The 24,896-nt window shown below is 71.0% G+C and carries 16 protein-coding genes; 7 read left to right on the top strand and 9 right to left on the bottom strand.

Going from position 1 to position 24,896, the window contains the following annotated elements:
- Nucleotides 1-107: 107 nt before the first annotated feature.
- Complete coding sequence (locus J4573_RS37865; protein WP_208260936.1) at nt 108-1,430, bottom strand: esterase-like activity of phytase family protein; 1,323 nt, start codon at nt 1,428-1,430, stop codon at nt 108-110.
- A 207-nt stretch (nt 1,431-1,637) separates the two neighbouring features.
- Here J4573_RS37865 and sigE point away from each other — a divergent pair, with 207 nt between their 5' ends.
- Complete coding sequence (gene sigE, locus J4573_RS37860) at nt 1,638-2,219, top strand: RNA polymerase sigma factor SigE (protein WP_243774248.1); 582 nt, start codon at nt 1,638-1,640, stop codon at nt 2,217-2,219.
- 89 nt (nt 2,220-2,308) lie between these two features.
- Here the strand turns inward: sigE and J4573_RS37855 are convergent, their stop codons facing one another.
- The 3 genes from J4573_RS37855 to J4573_RS37845 form a co-directional block, all read right to left on the bottom strand.
- On the bottom strand, nt 2,309-3,184 hold the full coding sequence (locus J4573_RS37855; protein WP_208260935.1) for an SDR family oxidoreductase: 876 nt from the start codon (nt 3,182-3,184) through the stop codon (nt 2,309-2,311).
- 2 nt (nt 3,185-3,186) lie between these two features.
- A complete protein-coding gene (locus tag J4573_RS56370; protein WP_208260934.1) occupies nt 3,187-4,062 on the bottom strand; it encodes a MaoC/PaaZ C-terminal domain-containing protein in 876 nt (291 codons plus the stop codon).
- 95 nt (nt 4,063-4,157) lie between these two features.
- Complete coding sequence (locus J4573_RS37845; protein WP_208260933.1) at nt 4,158-5,762, bottom strand: acyl-CoA synthetase; 1,605 nt, start codon at nt 5,760-5,762, stop codon at nt 4,158-4,160.
- A gap of 79 nt (nt 5,763-5,841) precedes the next feature.
- On the opposite strand from J4573_RS37845, the gene J4573_RS37840 reads away from it, so the two are divergent.
- On the top strand, nt 5,842-7,032 hold the full coding sequence (locus J4573_RS37840) for a lipid-transfer protein (protein WP_208260932.1): 1,191 nt from the start codon (nt 5,842-5,844) through the stop codon (nt 7,030-7,032).
- An 86-nt stretch (nt 7,033-7,118) separates the two neighbouring features.
- Here J4573_RS37840 and J4573_RS37835 read toward each other — a convergent pair whose 3' ends face one another.
- A complete protein-coding gene (locus J4573_RS37835; protein WP_208260931.1) occupies nt 7,119-7,745 on the bottom strand; it encodes a TetR/AcrR family transcriptional regulator in 627 nt (208 codons plus the stop codon).
- A gap of 153 nt (nt 7,746-7,898) precedes the next feature.
- Between J4573_RS37835 and J4573_RS37830 the strand changes: the two genes are divergently transcribed.
- Nucleotides 7,899-8,447: a YceI family protein gene (locus J4573_RS37830; protein ID WP_208260930.1), complete on the top strand. Its 549-nt coding sequence runs from the start codon at nt 7,899-7,901 to the stop codon at nt 8,445-8,447.
- A 152-nt stretch (nt 8,448-8,599) separates the two neighbouring features.
- On the opposite strand, the gene J4573_RS37825 is transcribed toward J4573_RS37830, so the two are convergent.
- Nucleotides 8,600-9,943, bottom strand: coding sequence for a sensor histidine kinase (locus J4573_RS37825; RefSeq protein WP_208260929.1), 1,344 nt, complete (start codon nt 9,941-9,943; stop codon nt 8,600-8,602).
- A gap of 224 nt (nt 9,944-10,167) precedes the next feature.
- On the opposite strand from J4573_RS37825, the gene J4573_RS37820 reads away from it, so the two are divergent.
- The 3 genes from J4573_RS37820 to J4573_RS37810 all read left to right on the top strand — a co-directional run bounded on the left by J4573_RS37820 (nt 10,168) and on the right by J4573_RS37810 (nt 13,454).
- Entirely contained in the window at nt 10,168-11,649 is a 1,482-nt protein-coding gene (locus J4573_RS37820) for a glutamate-cysteine ligase family protein (protein ID WP_208260928.1), read from the top strand.
- Nucleotides 11,650-11,718: 69 nt separating this feature from the next.
- On the top strand, nt 11,719-12,399 hold the full coding sequence (locus J4573_RS37815) for a response regulator (protein WP_307797223.1): 681 nt from the start codon (nt 11,719-11,721) through the stop codon (nt 12,397-12,399).
- A complete protein-coding gene (locus tag J4573_RS37810) occupies nt 12,396-13,454 on the top strand; it encodes a sensor histidine kinase (RefSeq protein WP_208260927.1) in 1,059 nt (352 codons plus the stop codon). Before J4573_RS37815 ends, J4573_RS37810 begins: the two co-directional genes overlap by 4 nt.
- A 91-nt stretch (nt 13,455-13,545) precedes the next feature.
- On the opposite strand, the gene J4573_RS37805 is transcribed toward J4573_RS37810, so the two are convergent.
- Nucleotides 13,546-14,820, bottom strand: coding sequence for a PucR family transcriptional regulator (locus J4573_RS37805; RefSeq protein WP_307797221.1), 1,275 nt, complete (start codon nt 14,818-14,820; stop codon nt 13,546-13,548).
- A 340-nt stretch (nt 14,821-15,160) separates the two neighbouring features.
- Between J4573_RS37805 and qcrB the strand changes: the two genes are divergently transcribed.
- A complete protein-coding gene (gene qcrB, locus J4573_RS37800; RefSeq protein ID WP_307797219.1) occupies nt 15,161-16,843 on the top strand; it encodes a cytochrome bc1 complex cytochrome b subunit in 1,683 nt (560 codons plus the stop codon).
- Nucleotides 16,844-16,951: 108 nt separating this feature from the next.
- Here the strand turns inward: qcrB and ccrA are convergent, their stop codons facing one another.
- Together ccrA and J4573_RS37790 are read right to left on the bottom strand one after the other, a co-directional pair.
- Nucleotides 16,952-18,271, bottom strand: a complete 1,320-nt coding sequence (gene ccrA / locus J4573_RS37795) for a crotonyl-CoA carboxylase/reductase (protein WP_208260926.1) — start codon at nt 18,269-18,271, stop codon at nt 16,952-16,954.
- Between the two features lie 42 nt (nt 18,272-18,313).
- Nucleotides 18,314-24,850 carry a type I polyketide synthase gene (locus tag J4573_RS37790; RefSeq protein ID WP_208260925.1) on the bottom strand — a complete coding sequence of 2,179 codons (6,537 nt, stop codon included), beginning with the start codon at nt 24,848-24,850 and terminating at the stop codon, nt 18,314-18,316.
- Between the last annotated feature and the right edge of the window lie 46 nt (nt 24,851-24,896).

Raw genomic sequence — 24,896 nt, 5'->3', positions numbered from 1 at the left:
TCAATTGCTGTTGACAGTTGATCTAATGAGTTACGTCACAGCTGTCGAGATCTTGTAATGCGGCCGGGCGACCTGTGCGTCCGCGATCCCGCGTCGGCCGGCCGGCTTCAGCGGGGCAGCGGAACGAAGCGGAGCGTGGTCGGGATGCCGCTGTCGATCAGCCGCCCGTCCGGGCCGAACGTGCCGAGCCCGAAGTCGTTGTCATTGATCACCGCGAGCGTCTTGCGGGTGCTCAGCGCGATGCCCTCGATCTTGCCGGGGATGCCGGGCACGGTGGCCAGGTCGACGGTCAGAGATTTCGGCAGCGCGGTGACGCCCGCCGGGACGTCGGCCGACTTCTCCAGCGACGGGCTGGTCTTCGGGTCGTCCCAGGCCGAGCCGTTGATGTCGGTGGCCTTGCGCAGGTCGACGGTGTAGATCCGGGCGACCTTGTCGGTCCGCTCGTCCACCAGCAGCCTGTTCTTGTCGACTGCCACCAGCCCGGAGATCTTCATCTCGTTCTGCGAGCCGCAGCTGGGCTTGTCGAACGTGCAGACGTCCTCGAAGCGGTAGACGTACTCGCCCGTCACCTTGCGCGAACGCAGGTCGAACTTCACGATTCGGCCGTTCCGCGAGGCCTTGTAGGTCTTCTTGTCGGGGTTGGCGAGCGGGCTCTGCACCGCCGCGTACAGCGACTTGCCGTCCGGGCTGACCGTCAGGCCCTCGAAGCCGCGGTTGTAGGCGCGCGAGTAGAGGATGCCGGGCAGCGTCGCCTTGATCGGGTAGGTCGCGCCCTTGCCCTCCCAGCCCTGCGGGACGTAGCGCTCGATCACGCGGCCGCGCTTGTCCAGGTGCAGCAGCGACGGTCCGTACTCCTCGGCGACCCAGAACTCGCCGTTCTCGGTGCGGACCAGTCCCTCGGAGTCGATGCCGTCCGGGTTGTAGGACAGCTTGGTCTTGCCGTCCACGCCGTACGGGGCGTCCTCGCGGCCGTCGATGTTCGGCAGGCCGGTGACCGGCCTGCCCTTGGCGTTGGTGATGGGCAGCGACCGCAGGATCTTGATGGCCCCCTTGCGGACCTTGATCTTCACGATCGTCGGGTCGAACGTCGCGACCGGGAAGGTCGTGCGCTCCTCGCCGTCCACCGTCACCGTGCCGTTCGGGCCGCGGTCGGTGATCGCCCAGAACTCGTCGGCCGGGGCGCCCGGGTCGTGGAAGAGGTCGCTGCCCACGCCGCCGAGGGCGACGCCACGGTCGTCGGCGATGCTGCCGGGCAGCAGCTTGTTCTGGAACTGGGCGAGGGGGATGCGCGGCAGCGTCCCGCCGCTCTCCTTGTCATGTCCACTGCCGTGCGAGGGGGCGGCGGCGAACGAGGGCTGAGCGAGCGTCAGGGCGGCACCGGCGGCGATCGCGGCGATCCCGGCCCTGCGGAGGAATGTGTGATCGGTCACGCCGGGACCGTACGAGGGAGAGGTGTCCAGGGGGTGATCCAGAGGTGAACCCCCAGGTGAAACGGCCTCCGGAGTGAGCGGTCTCACTCCGTGCCCGAGACGTTACCCGCCCAGGCGCGTTCCTCTTACACGGCTCTTATCCGTGGAACGGCATGCTGAGCCGTAACGATTTCGCATCAGACGGGGGTAGTGGTGAGCGCAGGCGCGATGGCGTGGACGCCTCCGACGTGGGAGGAGATCGTCAGCGAGCACTCCACAAGGGTGTTCCGGCTGGCGTATCGGCTGACCGGCAACCGGCACGACGCAGAAGACCTGACCCAGGACGTCTTCGTCCGGGTCTTCAAATCCCTGTCCTCCTACAGCCCCGGCACCTTCGAGGGCTGGCTCCACCGGATCACCACCAACCTCTTCCTCGACCGTGCCCGCCGCAAGCAGCGCATCCGCTTCGACGCGCTCGCCGACGACGCGGCCGAACGCCTCCAGGGACGCGAGCTCAGCCCGGCCCAGGCCTACGACGAGCGGCACCTCGACGCCGACATCCAGGCCGCGCTGGACGCCCTCGCCCCCGAGTACCGGGCGGCGGTCGTGCTCTGCGACATCGAGGGCCTGACCTACGAGGAGATCGCCGCGTCGCTGGGCGTCAAGCTCGGCACCGTCCGGTCGCGCATCCACCGGGGCCGCGCGCAGCTGCGCACCGCCCTGGAGCACCGCCGCCCGGTCGAGCCCGTCGAGACGACGGGCGCCGAGGAGCGCCGCCCGTCCGACACCGGCCCGCTGCCCGTCGGCTGAGGCTCCTGATCACGAACAACGCGGACGGCCAGCGCCTGGCCGTCCGCGTCCGTCGTGTGTTGAGCGGGTCGAGCTTCAGCCGCCGAGCTTCAGCCGCCGAGCTTTTCCTTGACGGAGTCGATCGTCCAGGGCTGGTCGGTCGTGTGGGGCTCGCCGAGGTGCCAGTTGACGGCCGGGGTGATCTGGCCGCCCTGCACGGCGTACAACTGGCCGGTGATCGTGCAGTCGGCGCTGGCCAGGTAGGCGACCAGCGGCGAGATCTCGGCGGGGCTGTAGACGTCGAGAGCGCCCTCATCGGTGGGCTTCTTCATCAGCTCGCCGACGAAGCCGGGCGTCGCCTCGGTGAGGCGGGTGCGCGCGGCCGGGGCGATGGCGTTGACGCGGACGCCGTACCGGCCTAGCTCCTGCGCGGCGACCAGGGTCATCGCGGCGATCCCGGCCTTGGCGGCACCGTAGTTGACCTGGCCCGGGTTGGGCAGGAACGTGCCGGACGCCGAGGCGGTGTTGATGACCGAGGCGTTCACCTGCTCGCCCGCCTTGGACCTGGTCTTCCAGTACTCGGCCGCGTGCCGCAGCACGCTGAAGTGGCCCTTCAGGTGAACGTGGATGACCGCGTCCCACTCGGCCTCGTCCATCTGCGCGATGAACCGGTCCCGCAGGATGCCCGCGTTGTTGACCACGACGTCGAGCGAGCCGAACTCCTCGACGGCCTGCTTCACCAGGCTGTCGGCACCCGCGAAGCTCGCCACGTCGTCGGTGTTGGCCACCGCCTGGCCGCCCGCCGCGACGATCTCGTCCGCGACCTGCTTGGCGGGGCCGGCGTCGGATCCGCTGCCGTCGCCCGCGCCGCCCAGGTCGTTCACCACGACCTTGGCGCCCTCGGCGGCGAACAGCAGCGCGTGCTCGCGGCCGATGCCGCGCCCGGCGCCGGTGATGACCGCGACGCGTCCGTCCAGTGCTCCCATGCTCAGGCTCCGATCTCGGCGATGCCGTCCTTGATGACCACGTCACCGCTGCTGGAGGTCGACTCGAACGCGACAGTGCTTATTCGGCGCGTCTCCGACACGGTCCCGTCGCCCTTGTCCCAGATGCGGGTGGTGACGTCCTGGCCGGGCAGCACCGGCTTGGAGAAGCGGACCGCCAGGCGCTTCAGCCGCGTCGGGTCGCCGCCCGCGACCTCCTGGACGACCGCGCGGGAGGTGAACGCCATCGTGCACAGGCCGTGGGCGATGATCCCCGGCAGGCCCATCTTCTTGGCGAACTCCTCGTCGAGGTGGATCGGCATCGGGTCGCCGGAGGCCTCGGAGTAGCGGAACGTCTGGTCCTCGTCCACGTGCTGCACGACCTCGGCCACCGGAGCGGCGGCGCGCAGGGACTCGTCGAGCGTGTGGCCCGGGGCGTGCTCGCCGACGGTCTCGCCGGCCTGGAAGCCGCGGAAGAACGAGACCATCCACTGCTCGTTGACCAGCTCGCCGCCCTCGGTGCGCGTCTCCAGCTTGAGCGAGACGGTCGTGCCGGACGACTTGGAGGCGTACCCCGTCACCTTGGCGCGCGACACCAGCGTCTGGCCCGCCGTGATCGGCTGGTGGAAGACCATGTCCTGCTCGCCGTGCACGACGAACGGGATGAGGCTGTCGGGCACGACCTTGAACAGCGGGTCGATCATGCCCTGGAACACCGGGACGATGGCGAAGACCGGCGGCGCCAGCTCGCCGGACAGGTAGCGCGGGTTGTCGTCGTTGGTCGCCTTGGCGTAGGCGATCGTCCGGTCCTGCTCGACCTTGAAGTCGAAAGGATCGCTCCAGACCCCCAGGTTCCCGGGGTTCATCGTGGGGTCGCTCATGCGGGTGTTCCTCCAGCCGAGGGGTGGGACATCAGAAACATACCGTCCTGACTGTTTCTTTTTCTAGAGGGCAGTGATCAGACCCACACACCCGATCAGGCCCACACGCTCTTGGCCCAGCGGTAGTCGGCCTTGCCCGCGGGCGACCGCTTCACCTCGTCCACGACCCGGATGTCGCGCGGCACCTTGTAGCCGGCGAGCGTCTTGCGGCAGTGCGCGACCAGCTCGTCCACCAGGCCCTCGCTCTCGGCGGAGTCCTCGCCGAGGGACACGACCGCGGCGACCCGCGAGCCCAGGCGCTGGTCGGAGACCCCGACCACGAGCGCGTCGTAGATGGCCGGATGCGACTTCAGCGTCGCCTCGACCTCCTCCACGAAGACCTTCTCGCCGCCGGTGTTGATGACCAGCGAGCCCCGGCCGAGCAGGATGATCGCACCGTCGCCGTCCATCCGCGCCATGTCGCCCTGCAGCGCCCAGCGGGTGCCGTCGTCGTCGGTGACGAACGTCTTGGCGGTCTTGGCCTCGTCGTTCCAGTAGCCGAGCGGGATGCGGCCCTTGCGCGCCACCACCCCGATCTCGTCGGAGCCCTTGGAGATCACGCGCAGGGACACGTCCAGCACGGCCACGTCGTCGCCGCGCGGCATGAAGCGCGGCGCGCCGTCCTCGCCCGGCTCGACCGCCTGGCTGAACGCGCCGGTCTCCGAGCCGCCGAACGCGTCCAGGATCGTCAGCATCGACGGGATCGCCTCGTGCAGCCGCGCCTTGACGTCGGCCGAGGTGACCGAGCCGCCGGTCGCGACGACCAGCACCGAGGACAGGTCGTAGGCCCCCGGGCTCGCCGACAGCAGGTCGGCGATCGGCCGCGCCATCGCGTCGCCGACCAGCAGCATCACCTGCGCCTTCTCGGCCGCGGCGACCTCCAGCACGCGTTCGGCCGAGAACCTGTGCTCCGTCCACAGCACCACCGTCGACCCGGAGGTGAGGCCCGACCAGGCCACCCACATGCCCGCGCCGTGCATCAGCGGCGCGCAGATCAGCATCGCGAGGCCGCCGGCGGTCGCCTTCTCGCCCAGTTCCTCCGGCGTCTGGACCGGGTCGCCGAGCAGGTTCCCGCCGCCCATCGCGGAGATGAAGATGTCCTCGCAGCGCCACATGACGCCCTTCGGCATCCCGGTCGTGCCGCCGGTGTAGAGCAGGTAGAGGTCGTCGCTGGAACGTTCGGCGAAGTCGCGCTCGCCCGAGACCTTGGCCACCGCGTCCTCGTAGGACACCGCGTCCGGAACGGCCTCGTCCGAGCCGTCCTCGATCACGACCGTGTGCCGCAGGTCGGCCAGCTTCCCGCGGGCGTCACCGAGGCGGGCGATGAGGGACCGCTCGCCGACCAGCGCGACCGAGTTGGAGTCGGCGACCACGTACGCCAGCTCGTCGGCGGTGTAGCGGTAGTTGACGTTCACGGGTACGGCGCGGATCTTCCACGCGGCGATCTGCGTCTCCAGCCACTCAGCCCGGTTGTAGGACAGGATCGAGACGTGATCCCCGGCACGCACGCCGGCCTCGGCGAGATGGTGGGCGACCCGGTTGGCCCGTTCGTCCAGCTCCCGATAGGTCAGCCTGACCTCACCCGCGACCAGGGCGAGTTTGTCGGGCACCGCGTCGGCGACGACTTCGAACAGGTCGGCGAGGTTGAAGCTGCGGGTCATCCGTCCTCCGGTAAGTGAGCTGCTCGGACAAAAACATACATTCTTGACTGTTTCTTAGACAGGCCCTAGCGTCGCGCGTATGAGCATCAGGACCTTTGTCGTCGGCGTCGGCATGACCAAGTTCGAGAAGCCGGGCAGCAAGGAATGGGACTACCCGGACATGGCCCGCGAGGCCGGGACCAAGGCCCTGGAGGACGCCGGGGTCGCCTACGACAGGATTCAGCAGGCCTACGTCGGCTACGTCTACGGCGAGTCGACCTCGGGCCAGCGCGCCGTCTACGAGCTGGGCATCACCGGCATCCCGGTGATCAACGTGAACAACAACTGCTCGACCGGCTCCACCGCGCTCTTCCTGGCCCGCCAGGCCGTGAAGTCCGGCACGGTCGACTGCGCCCTCGCCCTCGGCTTCGAGAAGATGCAGAAGGGCTCCCTCGGCTCCACCTACGAGGACCGTGAGCAGCCGATGCTCAACCACCTCAAGGAGCTGTTCCCCCTGTTCGAGTGGGGCGGCGAGCCGGTCGCGCCGTACATGTTCGGCGCCGCGGGCCGCGAGCACATGGAGAAGTACGGCACCACGCCCGAGCAGTTCGCCAAGATCGGCTGGAAGAACCACAAGCACTCGGTGAACAACCCGTACGCCCAGTTCCAGGAGGAGTACAGCCTGGACGACATCAAGGCGGCCCGGGTGGTCTACGAGCCGCTCACCAAGCTCCAGTGCTCGCCCACCTCCGACGGCTCCGGCGCCGCCGTCATCGCCAGCGAGCGCTTCGTCGACGAGCACGACCTCTGGGACCGCGCGGTCGAGATCGCGGGCCAGTCCATGGTCACCGACACCAAGGACACCTTCACCGACAAGAGCGCCATCACGCTCGTCGGCGCCAAGATGTCCAGGCTCGCCGCCGAGCAGGCCTACGAGGAGGCCGGCATGGGCGCCTCCGACGTCCAGGTGGTCGAGCTGCACGACTGCTTCTCGACCAACGAGCTGCTCACCTACGAGGCGCTCGGCCTGGCCGCCGAGGGCGAGGGCGGCAAGCTCGTTGACAGCGGCGACAACACCTACGGCGGCCGGTGGGTCGTGAACCCGTCCGGCGGCCTGATCTCCAAGGGCCACCCGCTCGGCGCGACCGGCCTCGCCCAGTGCTCCGAGCTCACCTGGCAGCTGCGCGGCCAGGCCGACAAGCGGCAGGTGGAGAACGTCACCGGCGCGCTCCAGCACAACATCGGCCTCGGCGGCGCCGCCGTAGTCACCGTCTACAAGCCCGCCCGCTGACCCACCCGCTGATCCCGCGCCGATCTTGCTCTCAGCGCCCTTCTTCGGCCTTCCGAGGGGCGCTGAGAGCAAGATCGGCGGGGTCGTCACGTCTCGAGGTGGCGCTCGGCGATCATCAACAGCCGGGTCTTGGTGCGGAGCCAGCGCTCGTGGGTGCGTTCCGGGCCGGTCGGATGAACGAACTGGAGCATGCGCAGCCCGCGCACGCTCTCCAGCATCAGGTAGATGTCGCCGCGCACCTCGGGGTCGTCGACACGGTCGCCCAGCAGCGCCCGGCCGACCTCGAGGATGCCCGCCGTGACCATCCGTTCCAGCGAGGCGACGTGCTCCTGCAGATCGGGGTCGGTACGCGCGGCGATCCACAGCTCCATCGAGGCCTCGAACAGGGGCCCCTGGTAGACGGCCCAGACGCGGTCGAGCGCCTCCCCGAGCCCGTCCTCGGCGGTCTTCAGCCGTTCGAGGTCCTGCTCGATGAACTGGGCGGCGCGCTTGCGGGCCAGATGCTCGACGGCCGCCAGGACCAGGTCGTTCTTGGTCGGGAAGTGATGCACCTGCGCGCCCCGCGACACCCCGGCCCGCTCGACCACGCGGGTCGTCGTGGTGCCGTGGTAGCCGTACTCGACCAGGCAGTCGATCGTCGCGTCGAGCAGGGCGCGCCGGGTCGCGGCGGTGCGTTCCTCCTGCGTGCGCCGCGTTGTCTGGGTCGGGGCCATGAGCGCAGTCTAACCAGGAAACAAACAGTACGCGCTGTATGTACTTACTACTCTCCGGCACTTCGCCCGGGCATTTGACACTGCTTGAAGTCTCAACTAATCTGATCCTCGTTGGTTGAAAGTTCAAGCACTACGACTGGAGAACACCCCGCCATGAGCCTCGCCACCGTCGCCCAGGACCTCACCACCGGCACCTGGAACATCGACCCCGCGCACTCCGAGGTCACCTTCAGCATCCGTCATCTCATGACCAAGGTACGCGGCAGCTTCACCGAGTTCTCCGGCGCCGTCGTGATCGCCGAGGACCCCGCCGCCTCGACCGCGACGGCCGAGATCAAGATGGACTCCGTCGACACCCGCAACGCCGACCGCGACGCGCACATCCGCACCTCCGACGTCCTGGACGTCGAGAACCACCCGGTCATGACGTTCGCCACCAAGGGCGTCCGCGCCGAGGGCTCGGACTACTTCCTCGACGGCGACCTCACCATCAAGGGCGTCGCCAAGCCGGTCAGCCTGGAGCTGGAGTTCCACGGCATCGGCCAGGACCCGTGGGGCGGCACGCGCGCCGGCTTCTCCGCGAGCACCACGATCAACCGCAAGGACTGGGGCATCGAGTTCAACGTCCCGCTGGGCGGCGACAAGGCCCTGCTCGGCGACAAGGTCGACATCCAGCTCGAGGTCCAGGCCGTCCGCGCCTGACCCGGAGCACCCAGAACCACCCGCACCACCCACGCGAAGGGCCGTCCACACCATGTGGACGGCCCTTCGCGTGTCCGCGCGCACCGCTCAGAACCACTGCACAGACAGGTGGAAACGTTTCCACCGAGGGTAGGGCGCGGCGGGAGTGGGCGTCAGGGTTGGTCGAGCGGGAGGTGGAGGACGAATCGGGCGCCTTGGGGGGCGTCTTCGATGTCGAGGACGCCGCCGTGCGCTTGGGCGATCTCGCGGGCGATGGCCAGGCCCAGGCCCGTGCCGCCGGCGCCGCGGCTGCGGGCGCTGTCGAGGCGTGTGAAGCGCTCGAAGACCCGCTTGCGGTCCTCGGGGGCGATGCCCACGCCGTCGTCGGAGACGGCCAGGAGGGCGTGCGCGCCGTCGGAGGAGACCTCGATGTCGATGGCCGAGTCGGCGTAGCGCTCGGCGTTGTCGAGCAGGTTGCCCAGCAGCCGGACCAGCTGCATGCGGACGCCCCTGATCTCCACGCCGGGCGCGAGGTGGGTGCGGATCTCCAACTCCGAGGAACGCTGGCCGGTCTCGGCGGCGACCAGCTCTGCGAGGTCGATCTCCTCCTGCGCTACCGAGCCGCCGGTGCCGATGCGGGCCAGCAGCAGCAGGTCGGTGACGATCGACTCCAGCCGGTCGGTGTCACGGAGGGCCGACGTCAGCACCGAGCCGAGGTCGGTGTCGTCGGGGTGCATCGACGCGTCCTCGAGGTTGGCGCGCAGGCCCGCGATCGGGGTGCGCAGCTCGTGCGAGGCGTCGGAGGCGAACTGGCGCTGGCGCTCGACGGCGCTCTCCAGCCGGTCCAGCGTCTGGTTGGCGGTACGGGCCAGCTCGGCGATCTCGTCCTCGCCGGACGGCTGCGGCACGCGGCGGCTGAGGTCGCTGCCGCTGATCTCGGCGAGCTGCGCGCGGATGGCCTCGACCGGGCGCAGCGTACGGCCGACGATGCGCCAGGTCACCCACGCCGCGAGGGCCGACAGCGCCAGGACCGCGGCGGCGAGCAGGACCTCCAGCAGCCCGGTGACCAGGAAGCCCGGGAGGGGCTTGGCCGCCAGGACGACGACCGAGTCGGGGGCGGTGGTGACGCGGATGGCCTCCACCAGGTAGCAGCCGCCCTCGGGACCGTCGCAGTCGACATGGTCCTGCACGCGTTCGTTCCGTGACGGCCAGATGGAGCTGACCGGCGGGCGCCCGGCGGCGGACGGGGTGGAGTCCAGCACGTGCGCGCCGGGGGCGACGACCTGGATCAGGATGCGGCCGCCCGAGTCGTCGGGGATGGGGCTGGCGAGCGTCCCGTCGCGGACGCTGGCGCTGGTACGGCGGGCCGCCAGCTGCGTCTCCTGGAGCAGCCGCGCCTCGGTGCCGTTGCGCACGGCGAGATCGATGCCGACGGCGACCGCGCCGAAGGCCACGGCCGCGAGCACCGTGGCGACCAGCGTGTCCCGCCCCCGAATGGACCGGGGCCGCAGCCGCATCTGTCCCCCTGTTCGTGTGCCGTTCCGAATGCCCATCACAGAGTGTCACGATCCACAGGCCGCCCGCCTGGGGCACGACACAAGGTACCGGCAGGTAACGGGGGCATGTCCCGCCCGTCGGCCGGGCAACGGTCCGGCCGAAACTCGACCCGGGGGTTTCGCCCGCGCTCGCGCTGGACATCCGTTTCGTGACAGCTCGTCCGGATATTCGCGGAGGCGAACACGTGGGCAGGGATGTGGCGGCCGTCACCATCAGCGGTGAGGACCGCCGCCGTTACAGGAACAAGGTGCTGCGTTGCCTCGACGTGCTGGAGCGGATGCTCGGCGAGTCGCAGTTCGACTTCGAACGCTCCCACATCGGACTGGAGATCGAGCTCAACCTGGTGGACTCGCTCGGCGACCCGCTGATGCGCAACGCCGACGTACTGAAGGCCATCGCCGACCCGGCCTGGGCGACCGAGCTGGGCCAGTTCAACCTCGAGATCAACATCCCGCCCCGCGAGCTCGGCGGCGAGGGCACCGGCGAACTGGAGCGGGAGGTCCGCGACCACCTCAACAAGGCTGAGCACGCCGCCCGCGGCGTCGGCGCGTCCCTGGTGATGATCGGCATACTGCCGACGCTGCGCCGCTCCGACATCGGTGAGGAGGCGCTGTCGCCGAACGCGCGCTACCGGCTCCTGAACGACCAGATCTTCGCCGCGCGCGGCGAGGAGCTCCACATCGACATCGAGGGCCCCGAGCCGCTGTCCATGCACGCCGACTGCATCCTCCCCGAGGCCGCGTGCACCAGCGTGCAGTTCCATCTGCAGGTGAGCCCAGAGCGCTTCGGCGCGCACTGGAACGCCGCCCAGGCGATCGCCGGACCTCAGGTGGCGCTCGGCGCGAACTCCCCGTTCCTGTTCGGCCACCGGCTGTGGCACGAGACCCGCATCACCCTGTTCGAGCAGGCCACCGACACCCGCCCCGACGAGCTGAAGGCCCAGGGCGTACGGCCCCGCGTGTGGTTCGGCGAACGCTGGATCACCTCGGTCTTCGACCTCTTCGAGGAGAACACCCGTTACTTCCCCGCGCTGCTCCCGCTCTGCGACGAAGAGGACCCCGTCACCACGATCGATGCGGGCGGCATCCCCGAGCTCGGCGAGCTCTCGCTCCACAACGGAACGGTCTACCGCTGGAACCGGCCGATCTACGCCGTCGTGAACGGCCGCCCGCACCTGCGCGTGGAGAACAGGGTCCTGCCCGCCGGGCCCACGGTCGCCGACGTCGTCGCCAACGGCGCCTTCTACTACGGCGTCATCCGGATGCTCGCCGACGAGGAACGGCCGGTGTGGTCGCGGATGTCGTTCTCGGCGGCCCGCGACAACCTGCACCGCGCCGCCCGCGACGGCATGGAGTCACGCCTCTACTGGCCGGGCCTCGGCGACGTGCCCGCCGCCGAGGTGGTGCTGCGCGAACTGCTCCCTCTCGCGTACGAGGGACTGGACCGCTGGGGCGTCGACCCGAGCCGCCGCGACCGCCTGCTCGGCATCATCGAGCGGCGCTGCGTCACCGGCCGGACCGGCGCGGCCTGGCAGATCGACACCGTGCAGGCCATCGAGGACTCCTTCGGCACCGAGCGCCACGAGGCGTTGCGGCTGATGACCCGCAGTTACACCGACCTGATGAACACCAACGAGCCCGTCCACACCTGGCCCATCGGCCCCTGACCTCGATCTTCACGCGATCGCCACATTTCGGGCCGGGAGCACGCACATCCTGGGCCTACTCTCTGGCCTGTGGCGAAGAAGGTGCTGGTGGTCGAGGACGAGCCCACCATCGCGCGGGCGGTGGCGGACCGGCTGACGGCCGAGGGATTCGCGGTGGAGATCGCCGGCGACGGCCCGGCGGCGGTCGAGCGGGCCCGGGCGTATCTGCCGGATCTGATCGTGCTGGACGTGATGCTGCCCGGCTTCGACGGCCTGGAGGTCTGCCGCCGGGTGCACGCCGAACGGCCCGTCCCGGTGCTGATGCTGACGGCCCGCGACGACGAGACCGACCTGCTCGTCGGGCTCGGCGTGGGGGCCGACGACTACGTCACCAAGCCGTTCAGCATGCGCGAGCTGGTCGCCCGCGTCCGCACCGTGCTGCGGCGCTTCGAGACGGCGGAACGCATCGCGACCGCGTCCGACCTGCTCAGCCTGGGCCCGCTGGAGATCGACCGGGCGGGCCGCCGGGTGCGGCGGGACGGCAAGGAGGTCCACCTCACGCCGACCGAGTTCGACCTGCTCGGCTGCCTGGTCCGCAGCCCCGGCACCGTCCTCACCCGCGCCGTGCTGCTCGAACAGGTCTGGGACTGGGTGGACGCGTCCGGCACCCGGGTCGTCGACAGCCACGTGAAGGCGCTGCGCCGCAAGCTCGGCCCCGGGCTCATCCGTACGGTCCACGGCGTCGGCTACTCGATCGAGGCACCCGCATGACCGCCCCGGCGCGGCCCCTCAGATGGCTCTACACGCGGCTGCCGCGGCCCCTGGACCCGCTGCGTTCGATCAAGGTGAAGTTCGGCATCGTCGCGGTGGTGACGGCCTGCACGGCCACCCTGATCGTGCTGTGGGGGTTCGCGCTGGGCTTCCGCGCCCGCGAGACGCTGCCGCTCGGCGTGCTGATCGCGCTCGGCGTGGTCCAGCTGATCGCGCACGGCATGACCGCGCCGCTGCGCGAGATGACCGTCGCCGCCCGCGCCATGGCGCGCGGCGACTACAGCCGCCGCGTCCGCGCGACCTCGATGGACGAGGTCGGCGAGCTGGCCAAGGCGTTCAACACGATGGCCTCGGACCTGGCGGCGGTGGACCGGCAGCGCCGCGAGTTCGTGGCGAACGTGTCGCACGAGCTGCGCACCCCGATCAGCGCGCTGCGGGCCGTGCTGGAGAACGTGGCCGACGGCGTCACCCCCGCCACCCCCGAGGTCCTGGAGTCGGCGGTCGAGCAGACCGAACGGCTCGGCCGCCTGGTCACCCAGCTCCTGGACCTGTCCCGGATCGACGCCGGGGCCGCCGAGCTCGACCTGACCCGGCTCGACGTGGCCGCGTTCGTGTCCGACGTCGCGGCGGAGGTGGCCGCCGGGCATCCCGAGGCCTCGTTCGAGGTCGGCGTCCAGCCGGATCTGAAGGCCTGGGCCGACCGCGACCGGCTGCGCCAGGTGCTGGCGAACCTGCTCGACAACGCGGCCCGGCACAGCCCGGCGGGCCGGCCCGTCGCCATCACGGCCCGGTCGGCGGCGGGCGGCCTGGTGCTGGAGGTGGCCGACGAGGGGCCCGGGATCCCGCCCGGCGAGCGCGCCCGGGTCTTCGAGCGCTTCAACCGCGGCGACAGCTCGTACCGCCCCAAGGACGGAGGCACGGGCCTGGGCCTGGCGATCGCACGCTGGGCCATCGACCTGCACGGCGGCGACATCTATGTCGTGGACGCGCCGCGCGGCTGCCGCATCCGCGTGGAACTGCCCGAGCTGTCGGCCCATCCGACCAGCCCGGACTGACGGGTCGGCGGCGTCGGCCAGGGTCAGGCGTCGGCCGGGGTCAGGCGTCAGCCGGGGTCAGGCATCAGCCGGGGTCAGGCATCAGCCGGGGTCAGCGGCGGAAGCTGACGATCTCGGCGGAGTCGCCCACCGCCTCGCGCCTGGACGGGATGATCTGCTCGCCCGGGTGGTCGCTGAGCAGCGCGCGGGCGCGCAGCACGATCTCCAGGTCGAAGCGCAGGTCCGGGTCCAGAAGCTGGTCGCCGAACAGCTCCTCCAGCTGGCGCAGGCGGTAGCGGACGGTCTGCGGGTGAACGTGCAGCCGCATCGCGACCTCGTTGGCGTTCCGCCCGGACTGCAGCCACGCCAGCAGCGTCTCGGCGAGCCGGTCCTGCTGGCTGACCCGCAGGTGCGAGAGCGGCGCGAGGCGCAACTGGGCCAGCGAGGTGATGAGCTCCTCGTCCTGGAAGAGGATCAGCGTCGACATGTGCTCGACGCTGCGGACCACGCCCGAGGCCTCGATGACGCCGCGCTGGGCCAGGCCGAGCGTCTTGCGGGCCCACTGGATGGACCGGGCCGCCTCGGTCACCGGAACGGTCGGGCCGACCACCGCGAGCGAACCGCTGAGCGCGCGGTCGACGAGCTTGGCGCGGCCGGGCCCGTCCGGGTCGGGGACGATCAGGCTGGGCGTACGGCGGGTGAGGTCGGCGAGGATGTCGGGCGGGAACGCGGGCTGGTGCGGCGAGTCCTGCCGGGGCTGGCCGAGCGCGACCGCGGCGACCGTGCGGGGCACCGGCCAGTGCGCGGCGGCGGCGAGGTCGGCGATCGCCTCGGGGGCGGCCGGCGGATCGGCGAACAGCAGGTCGAGCAGGCGCTTGCGGCGGCGCTGCATCTCCCCGGCCACGGCGGCCTTGGCCTGCGCGTAGCCCTCGGCGGCAGCGGCGGCCAGCTCGTCCTGGAAGGACATGAGCGCCTCGCCGACCGCGCCCAGCGTGCGCGGTGAGGTCTCCAGCATCGCGGCGCCCTCGGTGATGCGCCGCCAGGCGATCATCCCGCCGGCCCGGATCGCGGTCTGCATGGCGTCCAGGCTCCGGCCCTCGCCCGCCTCCCCGCGCCCGATCGCACGGAAGAAGTCGATCACCGAGACCTGCTCGTGCTCGGGGTCGGCGACCCGGTCCACGAAATAGTGCAGGACGCGCTCGACGGCCAGCCGCAGCGTGCCCGAGTAGGAGCCGTCGCCGGGCCGGTCGTATTCGCGGACCCGGGTCTGGATCTCCTGGATCATGTCGTCGGCGACCTCGTCGAGATGAGGTCTCATGTGGTCGGCGAGGTCCCTGGGCAGGTCCGCCCAGGGATGCCCGAGCGCCGATAGCCCTTCTTGTGTCACGTGCGCCTCCCCACGCTCGGTTCCCCCGCGTACAACGCCGGACACAAGGGGTAATTCATTACTTATGCGATCCGTGTGATGGAAATCATGACCCTCAGGGGCGTCCGGGCGCAAAGTCTAGGTCGAGGTTCGACCAGGTTCGGCCGGTACGCCCCATGTCAAGGGCAGGTATGCCGTTTCGGCATCCACCACGACGCCGGGCAGGTCCCGGACCGCGATGTCGCCGCGATGTCACAAACCTGACGTCTAGCCCGTCTCCTGTTGTAGTGCGACATTGGTTAGACGAACGACCGATGCAAGAGGTGGTCCTCGTCGGACCACCGGTGCAGGAGGTCCCGAAGTGCCCGAGACGACGTCCCAGCAGGCCCCAGAGGCACTGACGAAGGCCCACCGGGCCATCGACGAGCGCTTCGGCGGAACCGACTTCCTCCGCAAGTCGATGAAGAAGGCCTTCCCCGACCACTGGAGCTTCCTGCTGGGCGAGATCGCGATGTACTCGTTCGTGATCATCATCCTGACCGGGGTCTACCTGACCCTGTTCTTCAAACCGAGCATGACCGAGGTCGTCTACAACGGCTCGTACCAGCCGTTGCGTGGCGTGAAGATGAGCGAGGCCTACGAGTCGACGCTGAACCTCAGCTTCGACGTGCGCGGCGGCCTGCTCATGCGGCAGATCCACCACTGGGCCACCAACCTGTTCATGGCGGCCATCGTCATCCACCTGCTGCGCAACTTCTTCACCGGCGCGTTCCGCAAGCCGCGCGAGCTCAACTGGCTGCTCGGCATCACGATGTTCATGCTGGTCATGGTGAACGGGCTGTTCGGCTACTCGCTGCCCGACGACCTGCTGTCGGGCACCGGGATCCGGATCCTGGAGGGCGTGCTGCTCTCGCTGCCGGTGGTCGGCTCGTACGTGACGATGTTCCTGTTCGGCGGCGAGTTCCCAGGGGATCTGATCATCCCCCGGCTGTACGTCATCCACATCCTGTTGATACCGGGGATCCTGCTGGCGCTGGTGCCGTTGCACGCCGTCGTGCTGACCTGGCGCCAGACCCACACCCAGTTCCCCGGCCGGCAGTCGACCAACAGGGCCCAGTACGGCTATCCGTTCTTCCCGGTCTTCATCGCCAAGACCACGGCGTACTTCCTCTGGGTCTTCGCCGCCTGCGCGCTGCTGGCGACGTTCTTCCAGATCAACCCGATCTGGCTGTTCGGCCCCTATGACCCGGGCGCGATCAGCTCGGGCTCCCAGCCGGACTGGTACATGGGCTGGCTGGAGGGCTCGCTGCGCATCATGCCCGCCTGGGAGATCAACCTGGTCGGCCATACGATCCCGATGAACGTGATCGTCCCGGCGCTGGTGGTGCCGGGCATCCTGTTCACCGGGCTGGCGGTCTATCCGTTCGTCGAACGCTGGGTCACGGGTGATCATCAGATCCACCATCTACTCGACCGGCCACGGGACGTGCCCGCCCGCCTCGGCATCGGCGTGGGCGGCGTGATCTTCTACGGCGGGCTCTGGGCGGCGGGCGGCAACGACGTCATCGCGCACACCTTCGAGATCCCGCTGTTCTGGACGACCTGGTTCTTCCGGGGACTGGTGATCATCGGGCCGGTGATCGGTTATGCCATCGCGTACCGCATCGCCCTCGGCCTGCAACACCGCGACCTGCAGCTGATCTCGCACGGGCTGGAGACCGGCATCATCCGGCGCAGCCCGACCGGCGAGTACACCGAGGTCGAGCGCCCGGTCGAGGACCGGCTCACCGCCGCGATCACCGACGAGCGGCCGGTGGCGGCGCTGCCGGTCGGCCGTCCCGAACGCGAAGGCGTCGACGCCCCCGAGAGCCGCAAGGCCCTCGGCCGGGTGCGCGGCGCCCTCAACCGCCACTTCCGCGCCGACCTGTTCGTACCGCCGCAGCGCCCGAACGGGGGCCACGGCAACGGCAACGGGCACGGCGACGGTGAAGCCCATGGCGAAGCGGAGCTGACCTCAGGCGAGCGGAGGTCCATCGAGCCCTGACGGGGTCGCACCCGAGGGCCGTCCAGTCGTGGCGGGTCACGGTGACAGGGCCGGGACCCGCCACGGCTCGACGGTAAGAACTCGGGTGAAGCCAGGAAGCCAGGAGCCTCAGCGGCGGTAGAGGTGGAACTTCTCCTCGCCGATGCGCTCGCGCAGCGCCGGGTCGTCGATGCCCTGGCCCTCGCCGGTGGCGCCGCACAGCACGGCGACCTTGCCGATGTGCTGGTTGGTCTGCACCGCGCGGGTGGCGTCCCCGGCCTGCTCCAGCGGGAACACCGTGGACAGCGTCGGGTGGATCATGCCGAGCGAGATGAGCCGGTTCATCTGGACGGCCTCGTGGTAGTTGAAGCCGTGCGAGCCGATGATGCTCTTCAGCCGCATCCACAGGAAGCGGTTGTCGTACTCGTGCTTGAAGCCGGTCGACGACCCGCACGTGATGATCTTGCCGCCGCGCTTGGCGACGTAGACCGAGGCGCCGAACGTCTCCCGGCCCAGGTACTCGAACACGATCCCGGGGTCCTCGCCGACCAGCGCGCGGATCGCCTCGCCGAGGACCCGGCCCGCCTTGGGGTGCCGCAGGCCGCCCTCACCGAGGTTCAGCTCGTTGCGGTTGATGACGGCGTCGCAGCCCTGCGCCCGGACGATCTCGGCCTTCTCCTCGGAGGAGACCACCGCGACCGGGATGCCGCCGCCGTTCTTGACCAGCTGCGTGGCGTACGAGCCGAGGCCGCCGGTGGCGCCCCAGATCAGCACGACGTCGCCCTGCTTCATCTGCGCGCCGTGCGGGCCGACCAGCATGCGGTACGCGGTGGCCGCGCACAGCGTGTTGGAGCCCGCCTCCTCCCAGGTGAGGTGCCCGGGCTTGCGGATGAGCTGGTTGGCCTTGGCGATGCAGTACTCGCCGAGCGCGCCGAAGTTGGTCTCGAAGCCCCAGGCCAGCTGGGTCTCGCTCATCATGCCGTCGTCGTAGGAGCCGTGGTCCTCCTCGTCGACGTACGACGGGGACAGCACGACCTTGTCGCCGACCTTCCAGCTCTTGACGCCGGAGCCGACCCGCACGACCACGCCGGACCCGTCCGAGCCGAGCTGGTGCCAGGGCAGGTTGTGGCGCGCGCCGTACCAGCCCTGCCGGCCGAACTTCTCCAGGAACGCGAACGTCGGGACGGGCTCGAAGATCGCCGACCACACCGTGTTGAAGTTGATCGCGGCGGACATGACCGCGACGACGACCTCGTCGGGGGCGAGCTCGGGCATCTCGACCTCGCCGTAGTGCATCGACCGGCGCACGTCCTTGTCGGTCTCGCCCTCGAAGATGCCCACCTCGTCCTTGAGGATGTATGAGGCGCGATAGCTAGTGGGCAGTTCGCAGTCCAGCAGCTCCTTCTCGGTAGCGCCGGACCGGACGGCTTCGAGCAGGTCGTCGGACATTGATCTCCTCCGTCGAGCGGGGTGTGGAACGGGCCCCTGAGGTCAGGGGGCCTGGGGGGCGGAAACGGAGAGGCCGGCCTCGGTCGCGCCAGCGGCCTCCGGTACCTCGTCCGCGGAACGTGCGTCCGCGGGATGTGCGGCTGCGGAACGTGCGTCGTGCGAACGTGCGGCGAGCTGGTCCTCCAGGTGCGCGGCCAGCAGCTCCACACCGGGCGGGTCCAGCAGGTTCAGGTGGTGCACCCCGGGGATGGTGACCTTCTCCAGGGCGGGGCACAGCGGCCCGAAGCCGTTCGTGCCGTCCAGGACGTAGCGGGCGTCCTTCACGGCCCACGGCGTCTCTTCGGGAGCGTAGTAAAGGATCACGCGGCCGTCGTAGGTTTTGGGCTGATATGCCTCAAGGGACCGGGTGTCCTGGTGCGAGGTCAGCTGGTGGTGCAGCGCGGCCGGCGGGATGAGGTCGGCGAGCGGCGCCGCCCGTTCCATCACCAGCGCGAACTGGGCCTCCTCCTCCAGCCCCGACAGCTCCTCGTAAGTGAGTCTGATCTCCAGGCCGTAGGTCTGGTTGATGTAGTCGGTGAACGCGGAGAAGCGGCGGGCGAGGGTGTCGGACTCGTCCTCGACCGGCAGCGGCAGGCCGCCGTCGAAGAGCGCGACGAACTCGACCTCGCGCCCTGCGGCGGTGAGCCGGCGGGCGGTCTCGTAGGCCAGGACGGCGCCGAACGACCAGCCGCCGAGCCGGAAGGCCCCTTCGGGCTGGGCGACCAGCAGCTCCTCGACGTAGCGGGCGGCGCGTTCCTCCACCGAGGGCGCGTCGTCGAACCGTTCGAGGCCGTACACCGGCTGGTCGGCGCCGAGCAGGTCGATCAGCTGCCGGTAGCAGGCGGTGGTGCCGCCCGCCGGGTGCGCGATGAAGATCGGCCGCCGGGTGCCGGTGGCCTTCAGCGGCCGCACGGTCTGCCGGGCGGCCTCCTCGTCGGCGGCCCGCAGGAACTCGGCGACGTGCTCGGCGGTCGGCGTCGCGAACAGCTCGCTGCGCGTGACCTCACCGCCCAGCTCGGCCGCGACCTGCGCGACGACCTGGTCGGCCTGATGGTCGTGCCCGCCGAGGTCGGTGAAGAAGTCGGCGGTGACGCCGACCCGGTCGAGCCCGAGGACGTCCTCGATGATCCGCACGGCGAGCCGTTCGGCGGCGTCGCGCGGCATCACGTAGCCGGACTCGGCGTTGGAGACCGCGCTCACACCCGTGGACGGCGCGGGCGCCCCGGACAGGCCAAGCTCCTCGGCCGCCCACTCCTCGAAGGCGTTCACGCTGGCGCCCTTGAGCAGCACGGCTGCCGGAACGGTCAGGCCCAGGTCGTGTTCCACCCCGCTCTTGATCCGCACGGCCACGAGCGAGTCGAGGCCGAGATCGGTCAGCGGGACGGCGGGGTCGAGCCGTTCGGGATCGAAGCCCAGCACGGTCGCGATCCGCCACCGCACCTGCGCGGCGATGCGCTGCCTGGCCTCGGCCGGGTCGAGCTCGCGGATCGCGTCGATGCCGGGCCAGTCGCCGCCGTCGGCCTCCGCCGCGTCGCCCGCGGCGGCGGTCAGCGAGGCGAAGTACGGCATGTTCTTGATCTCGGGGAAGAGGCTCACGGCGGCGGCCGGGTCGAACCGCAGCACACCGGCGGCGGTGCGGCCCTCCGACAGCAGCGCCTCCAGCGCCTCGGCGCCCTCGGCCGGGCTGATCGCCTCGATGACCGCGACCTTCAGGTCGGCGGCGCCGCCGACCTGCGACCAGGTGCCCCAGTTGATCGTGGTGCCGACCCGCCCGTTCGCGCGGCGGTGGGAGATCAGCGCGTCGATCGCTGCGTTGGCGGCGGCGTAGGCGGCCTGGCCGGGCGAGCCCACCAGGGCCGCGGCCGAGGAGTGCATGACGAACCAGTCGAGGTCGATGTCCCAGGTGGCCTGGCTGAGCTGCCGGGCGCCCTCGACCTTGGCCGTCCACACCCTGTGCAGATCCTCCGCGCCGAGGTCGACGATCAGCCTGTCGTCGATCGCGCCCGCGCCGTGCACGACGCCGCACAGCCGCCGGCCGCCCTCGCGGGCGACCTCGACGAGGCGTTCGGCGACGCCCGGCTCGGCGATGTCGCCGAGGACGACGCCGACGTGCACGCCGTTCTCGCGGAGCCTGGCGATGACCTTCTCGGCGTCGGCGTCCGGGCCGCTGCGGCCCGACAGCACGATCCGCCCGGCGCCGCGCTCGGCGAGCAGGCGGGCGGTGACCAGCCCGATGCCGCCGTAGCCGCCGGTGATCACGTACGCGCCGCCGCGCCGCACGATGCGGCCGGGCTTGGCGGGCATGTCCAGCGCGGCCTGGTCGAGGCGGGCGACGTGGCGGACGCCGCCACGGTAGGCGACCTCGCGTGCGTCGCCGTTCGCGAGCAGCTCGGTGACCAGGTCGGCGGGCCGGTCGACGTCCACGAGGGTCGCGTGCAGGACGGTCCGTTCGAACGACAGCACGCGGGTCAGCGCCCGCACGAAGCCCTGGCTCGCCTCGCCCGCCTCGCCGTCCAGCACGGGCAGCGCCTTGCGGGTGGCGATCCACAGCCGGGTGCCGTCGGGCAGCGCGTTCGCGATCCCGACGACGGCCAGGACCAGGCTCTCGTCCACAAGGTCGGCGGACGGGACGAACACCACGCCGGTGGGCACCTCGTCGAGGGCCGGGTCGGTGTGGCGGCGGCGGGCGACGTGGTGGCCGCGTCCCTCCAGGTCGGCGGAGACGGCACCGGCGAGCGCGTCGTCGTCATCGGCGAGCAGCAGCCAGTCGCCGCTCTCGGTGAGCGTCGGCTCGGGCGCCTCGGTCTCGTCCCAGACCAGCTCGACGAGCTTGTCCGCGAGCGGCACCGGCACCTCGGAACGCTCGACCCGGCGCAGCACGATGCCGGTGGCGTCCAGCAGGATCTCGCCGTCGGGGCCGAGGATCTGGACCGATCCCACGGTGCCCTCGTCGTCCCGGACGACCTCGGTGCGGACGTGCCCGCCGCGGTGCGTCGGCCCGTAGACGCGCAGGCTGCCGACCGTCTCGGCCTGCCAGGTCCCCTCGCCCGCGTCGGCGTAGAGGACGGCCAGGGCCCGGTCGAGGACCTCGGGGTGGAGCCGGTAGTGGCGGCTGCCGCGTTCGGCGGCGGCCACGTCGGTCGCGGCACCGGCCAGCGGCACGGCCGGGCCACGGTGATCGTCGCCGACGTCGGCGCTGGCCAGCCGGGTCCAGGTCCCGGCGGGCGTCCGCGCGTGGATCTCGACCCGCTGGTCGGACTCGGTGAACGTGGTGGTGACCGTGGTGTGGTCGGCGAGCGCGAGCGGCCGCTCCATCCACAGGCTGTTGACGCGCACGGCGTCGCCGCCGAGCACCTCGGCCCCGGCGGCGAGCGCCATCTCGGCGAACGCGGCGACCGGCAGGACCGGCAGGCCGTGGACCTTGGCGCCCTCGAACCAGCGCTGCGCCTCGGTGCCGACGTCGGCGCGCCAGGCGTGCCGGTCCTCGCCGGGCAGCTCGACGTGCGCGCCCAGCAGCGGGTGCTCGTCCCGGCCGCCGGCGTTGCGCCTGGAGGTGTCGACCCAGTGCCGTTCGTGCCGCCAGGCGGGCAGCGGCGCGTCGATCACGCCGCCGTCGCCCGGGGCGACGGCGGGCAGGCCGTTCGCGGCGAGCGCGGCCAGCTGGGCGTGGAAGGTCAGGGTGTCGTCGGTCTCCTCGCCCTTGCGCGCGCGCTTCAGGGTGTGGGTGACCAGCGCGCCGCTGCCGTCCAGCGTCTCGCCGACGGCGTGGGACAGGATCGGGTGCGCGTTGATCTCGACGAACGCGCGGAACCCGTCCTCGGCGGCGGCCTCGACGGTGTCGGCGAGCCGCACCGGGTTGCGCAGGTTCTTGACCCAGTAGCCGGCGTCCAGGAGCGACTCGTCGGTGAGGGCTCGCGGGTCGTCCAGCGCGGTCGTGTAGAGCCGGATGCCGCCCGCGAGCGGGGTGCCGCGTTCGTGCCCGACCTCGGCGAGGAGCTCGCGCAGGTCGTCCAGCAGCGGATCGACCTGCGGCGAGTGCCCGGCGCCCTCGGCCTGGACCTTGCGGGCCAGCCGGCCCTCGGCCTCGGCCCGCTCCATCAGTGTGGCGATCTGGTCGGCGTCGCCGGTGACCACGGTCTGCTTCGGCGAGGAGTGCACGGCCGCGTAGACCTCGGGCAGGTCGTGCGCCAGCGCCTCGACTTCGGCCGCGGACGCGCCCAGCACGGCCATCGCGCCGCCGCCGACGATCCGAGTGAGCAGCCGGGACCGGCGGCACATGATCTTGACGCCGTCCTCGAGGGTGATCGCGCCCGCGACGACCGCCGCGGCGACCTCGCCCATCGAGTGGCCGATCACGGCGCCGGGGGTGATGCCGTACGCCTTCCACGTGCGGGCGAGCGCGACCTGGATCGCGAACAGGACCGGCATCGTGGCGGTCAGCTCGGTCGGCTTCTCGCCGTCCTCAAGGAGCGCCCACAGCTCGGGGCCGCCCTCCTCGGCGAACAGCGCGTCGATGTCGTCGATGGCCTCGGCGAACGCGGGCTCCTCCTCAAGGAGCCGCTGCGCCATGCCCGCGCGCTGCGCGCCGTAGCCGGAGAAGACCCAGACCGGCTTGCCGGGCATGCCCAGCGCGGTGCCGGTGACGACGCCCTGGTGGGGACGGCCTTCGGCGAGCGCGTTCAGAGCGTCCACCAGCCCGGCGCGGTCACGTGCCGCCACGGCCGCACGCGAACGGCCACGGCCGCCGCGCCGGTGCAGGGTCTGCGCGAGGTCGGCGAGCGACACGTCATCGCGGGCCTGCACCCACCCGGCGAGGGCGGCGGCGTTGTCGCGGACCCGGTCGTCGGCGGTGTCCGACAGCGGGAACGTCCGCACGGCCGTCGGCGAGGTCTTGGTCTCCTGGGACGGCGGCGCCTCCAGGATCACGTGCGCGTTCGTACCGCCGAACCCGAACCCCGAGACGCCCGCGCGGGCGGGGTGGCCACGGTCGGGCCACGGCGTCTCCTCCGCGACGACCGCGAGACGCAGGTCGTCGAACGGGATGTGCGGGTTCGGCTCCTTGTAGTGGTTGGACGGCGGGATCGTGCCGTGGTGCAGGGCCAGCACGGTCTTGATGAGCCCGGCGACGCCCGCCGCCGACTCCATGTGGCCGAGGTTGGACTTGGCCGAGCCGAGCAGCAGCGGCTCGCCGCTCTCCCGGCCCGCGCCCGACCCGAGGGTCTCGCCGAGCGCCTTGGCCTCGATCGGGTCGCCCAGGAACGTGCCGGTGCCGTGCGCCTCGATGTAGTCGACCTCGCGCGGGTCGATGCCGGCGGAGGCGTAGACCGCGCGCAGCAGCTCCTTCTGGGCCTCGGAGTTGGGCGCGACCAGGCCGTTGGAACGGCCGTCGGAGTTCACGCCCGAGCCCTTGACCAGGGCGAGAATCCGGTCGCCGTCGCGTTCGGCGTCCGAGAGCCGCTTGAGGACGACGGCGCCGCAGCCCTCGGCGCGGACCATGCCGTCGGCCGAGGCGTCGAACGGCTTGCAGTGCCCGTCGGCGGCCGTGCCGCCCGCCATGTCGAAGGTCATCGTGACCGTCGGCGAGAGCAGCAGGTTGACGCCGCCCGCGAGCGCCACGTCGGCCTGGCCGTCGCGCAGCGCCTGGACCGCCAGGTGCGTGGAGACCAGCGACGACGAGCAGGCGGTGTCCACGATCATGCTCGGGCCGCGCAGGTCGAGCAGGTAGGACAGCCGGTTGGCGATGATGCTGAGCGCCGCGCCGGTCGCGGTGAACGCCTCCAGCGAGGCGAAGTCGGAGGCGGTGAACGCCGCGTACTCCGGGGCCGAGACGCCGACGAACACGCCCGTGCGGCTGCCGCGCAGCGAGGCGGGGCCGATGCCGGCGTGCTCGAACGCCTCCCAGGCGACCTCCAGCACCAGGCGCTGCTGCGGGTCCATGACCGCGGCCTCGCGCGGGGTGATGCCGAAGAACTGGGCGTCGAACTCGGCGACGTCGTCCAGGAAGCCGCCGAGGCGCGTGGTCTTGGCCAGCCGGTCGGCGACCTCGGGAGAACCGTCGTCGAACGGGTCCCAGCGGCCGTCCGGCACCTCGCGGATCGCGTCACCGCGCCCGGTGAGGAAGCGCCAGTAGTCCTCGGGGCCGGTCAGGTCGCGTTCGCCGCCCGGGAAGCGGCAGCCGATCCCGACGACCGCGATCGGCTCGTCCGGCCGCATCGGCGTCTCGGCGACCGGCACCGGCGCCGGGGGCACGACCGTCTTGGTGCCGCCGCCGACGAGGGCGACCGACAGCTTGTTGATGGTCGGGTGTTCCCAGACGAGCGTGGCGGGAAGGGCGCGGCCGAGCAGCTGCTCGAGCTCGCCCGCGATCGCGACGGCGTCGCGGGACGCCAGTCCGAACTCTTCGAGCGGACGGTCGGGGTCGACCTCCGCCGGCGTGATCCTGGAGCGACGCGCGATCTGGTCGATCAGGTACCGACGAATCGAATCCTCGCTGATCCGCGTCTCGTCGAGCGCGGCTCCGGAACGATCATTCGTCTGCATACGCGGGGTTCCCCCAATGAACCAGGATCGTTCGAAGCAGGAGGGA

Origin of the sequence: Actinomadura barringtoniae, from assembly GCF_017573505.1 — a bacterium.
Lineage (GTDB): Bacteria > Actinomycetota > Actinomycetes > Streptosporangiales > Streptosporangiaceae > Spirillospora > Spirillospora barringtoniae.
The sequence above is the reverse complement of the archived record's forward strand: the minus strand, read 5'-3'. Positions and strand labels throughout refer to the sequence as shown.

Excerpts from the sequence above, each read along its gene's own strand:
- J4573_RS37845 (WP_208260933.1), bottom strand. The coding sequence starts at position 5,762 with ATGACCCGCAGCTTCAACCTCGCCGACCTGTTCGAAGTCGTCGCCGAC.
- J4573_RS37840 (WP_208260932.1), top strand. The coding sequence starts at position 5,842 with ATGAGCATCAGGACCTTTGTCGTCGGCGTCGGCATGACCAAGTTCGAG.
- ccrA (WP_208260926.1), bottom strand. The coding sequence starts at position 18,271 with ATGTCCGACGACCTGCTCGAAGCCGTCCGGTCCGGCGCTACCGAGAAG.
- J4573_RS37825 (WP_208260929.1), bottom strand. The coding sequence starts at position 9,943 with ATGCGGCTGCGGCCCCGGTCCATTCGGGGGCGGGACACGCTGGTCGCC.
- J4573_RS37855 (WP_208260935.1), bottom strand. The coding sequence starts at position 3,184 with ATGGGAGCACTGGACGGACGCGTCGCGGTCATCACCGGCGCCGGGCGC.
- J4573_RS37790 (WP_208260925.1), bottom strand. The coding sequence starts at position 24,850 with ATGCAGACGAATGATCGTTCCGGAGCCGCGCTCGACGAGACGCGGATC.
- J4573_RS37835 (WP_208260931.1), bottom strand. The coding sequence starts at position 7,745 with ATGGCCCCGACCCAGACAACGCGGCGCACGCAGGAGGAACGCACCGCC.
- J4573_RS37830 (WP_208260930.1), top strand. The coding sequence starts at position 7,899 with ATGAGCCTCGCCACCGTCGCCCAGGACCTCACCACCGGCACCTGGAAC.
- J4573_RS56370 (WP_208260934.1), bottom strand. The coding sequence starts at position 4,062 with ATGAGCGACCCCACGATGAACCCCGGGAACCTGGGGGTCTGGAGCGAT.
- J4573_RS37810 (WP_208260927.1), top strand. The coding sequence starts at position 12,396 with ATGACCGCCCCGGCGCGGCCCCTCAGATGGCTCTACACGCGGCTGCCG.
- sigE (WP_243774248.1), top strand. The coding sequence starts at position 1,638 with ATGGCGTGGACGCCTCCGACGTGGGAGGAGATCGTCAGCGAGCACTCC.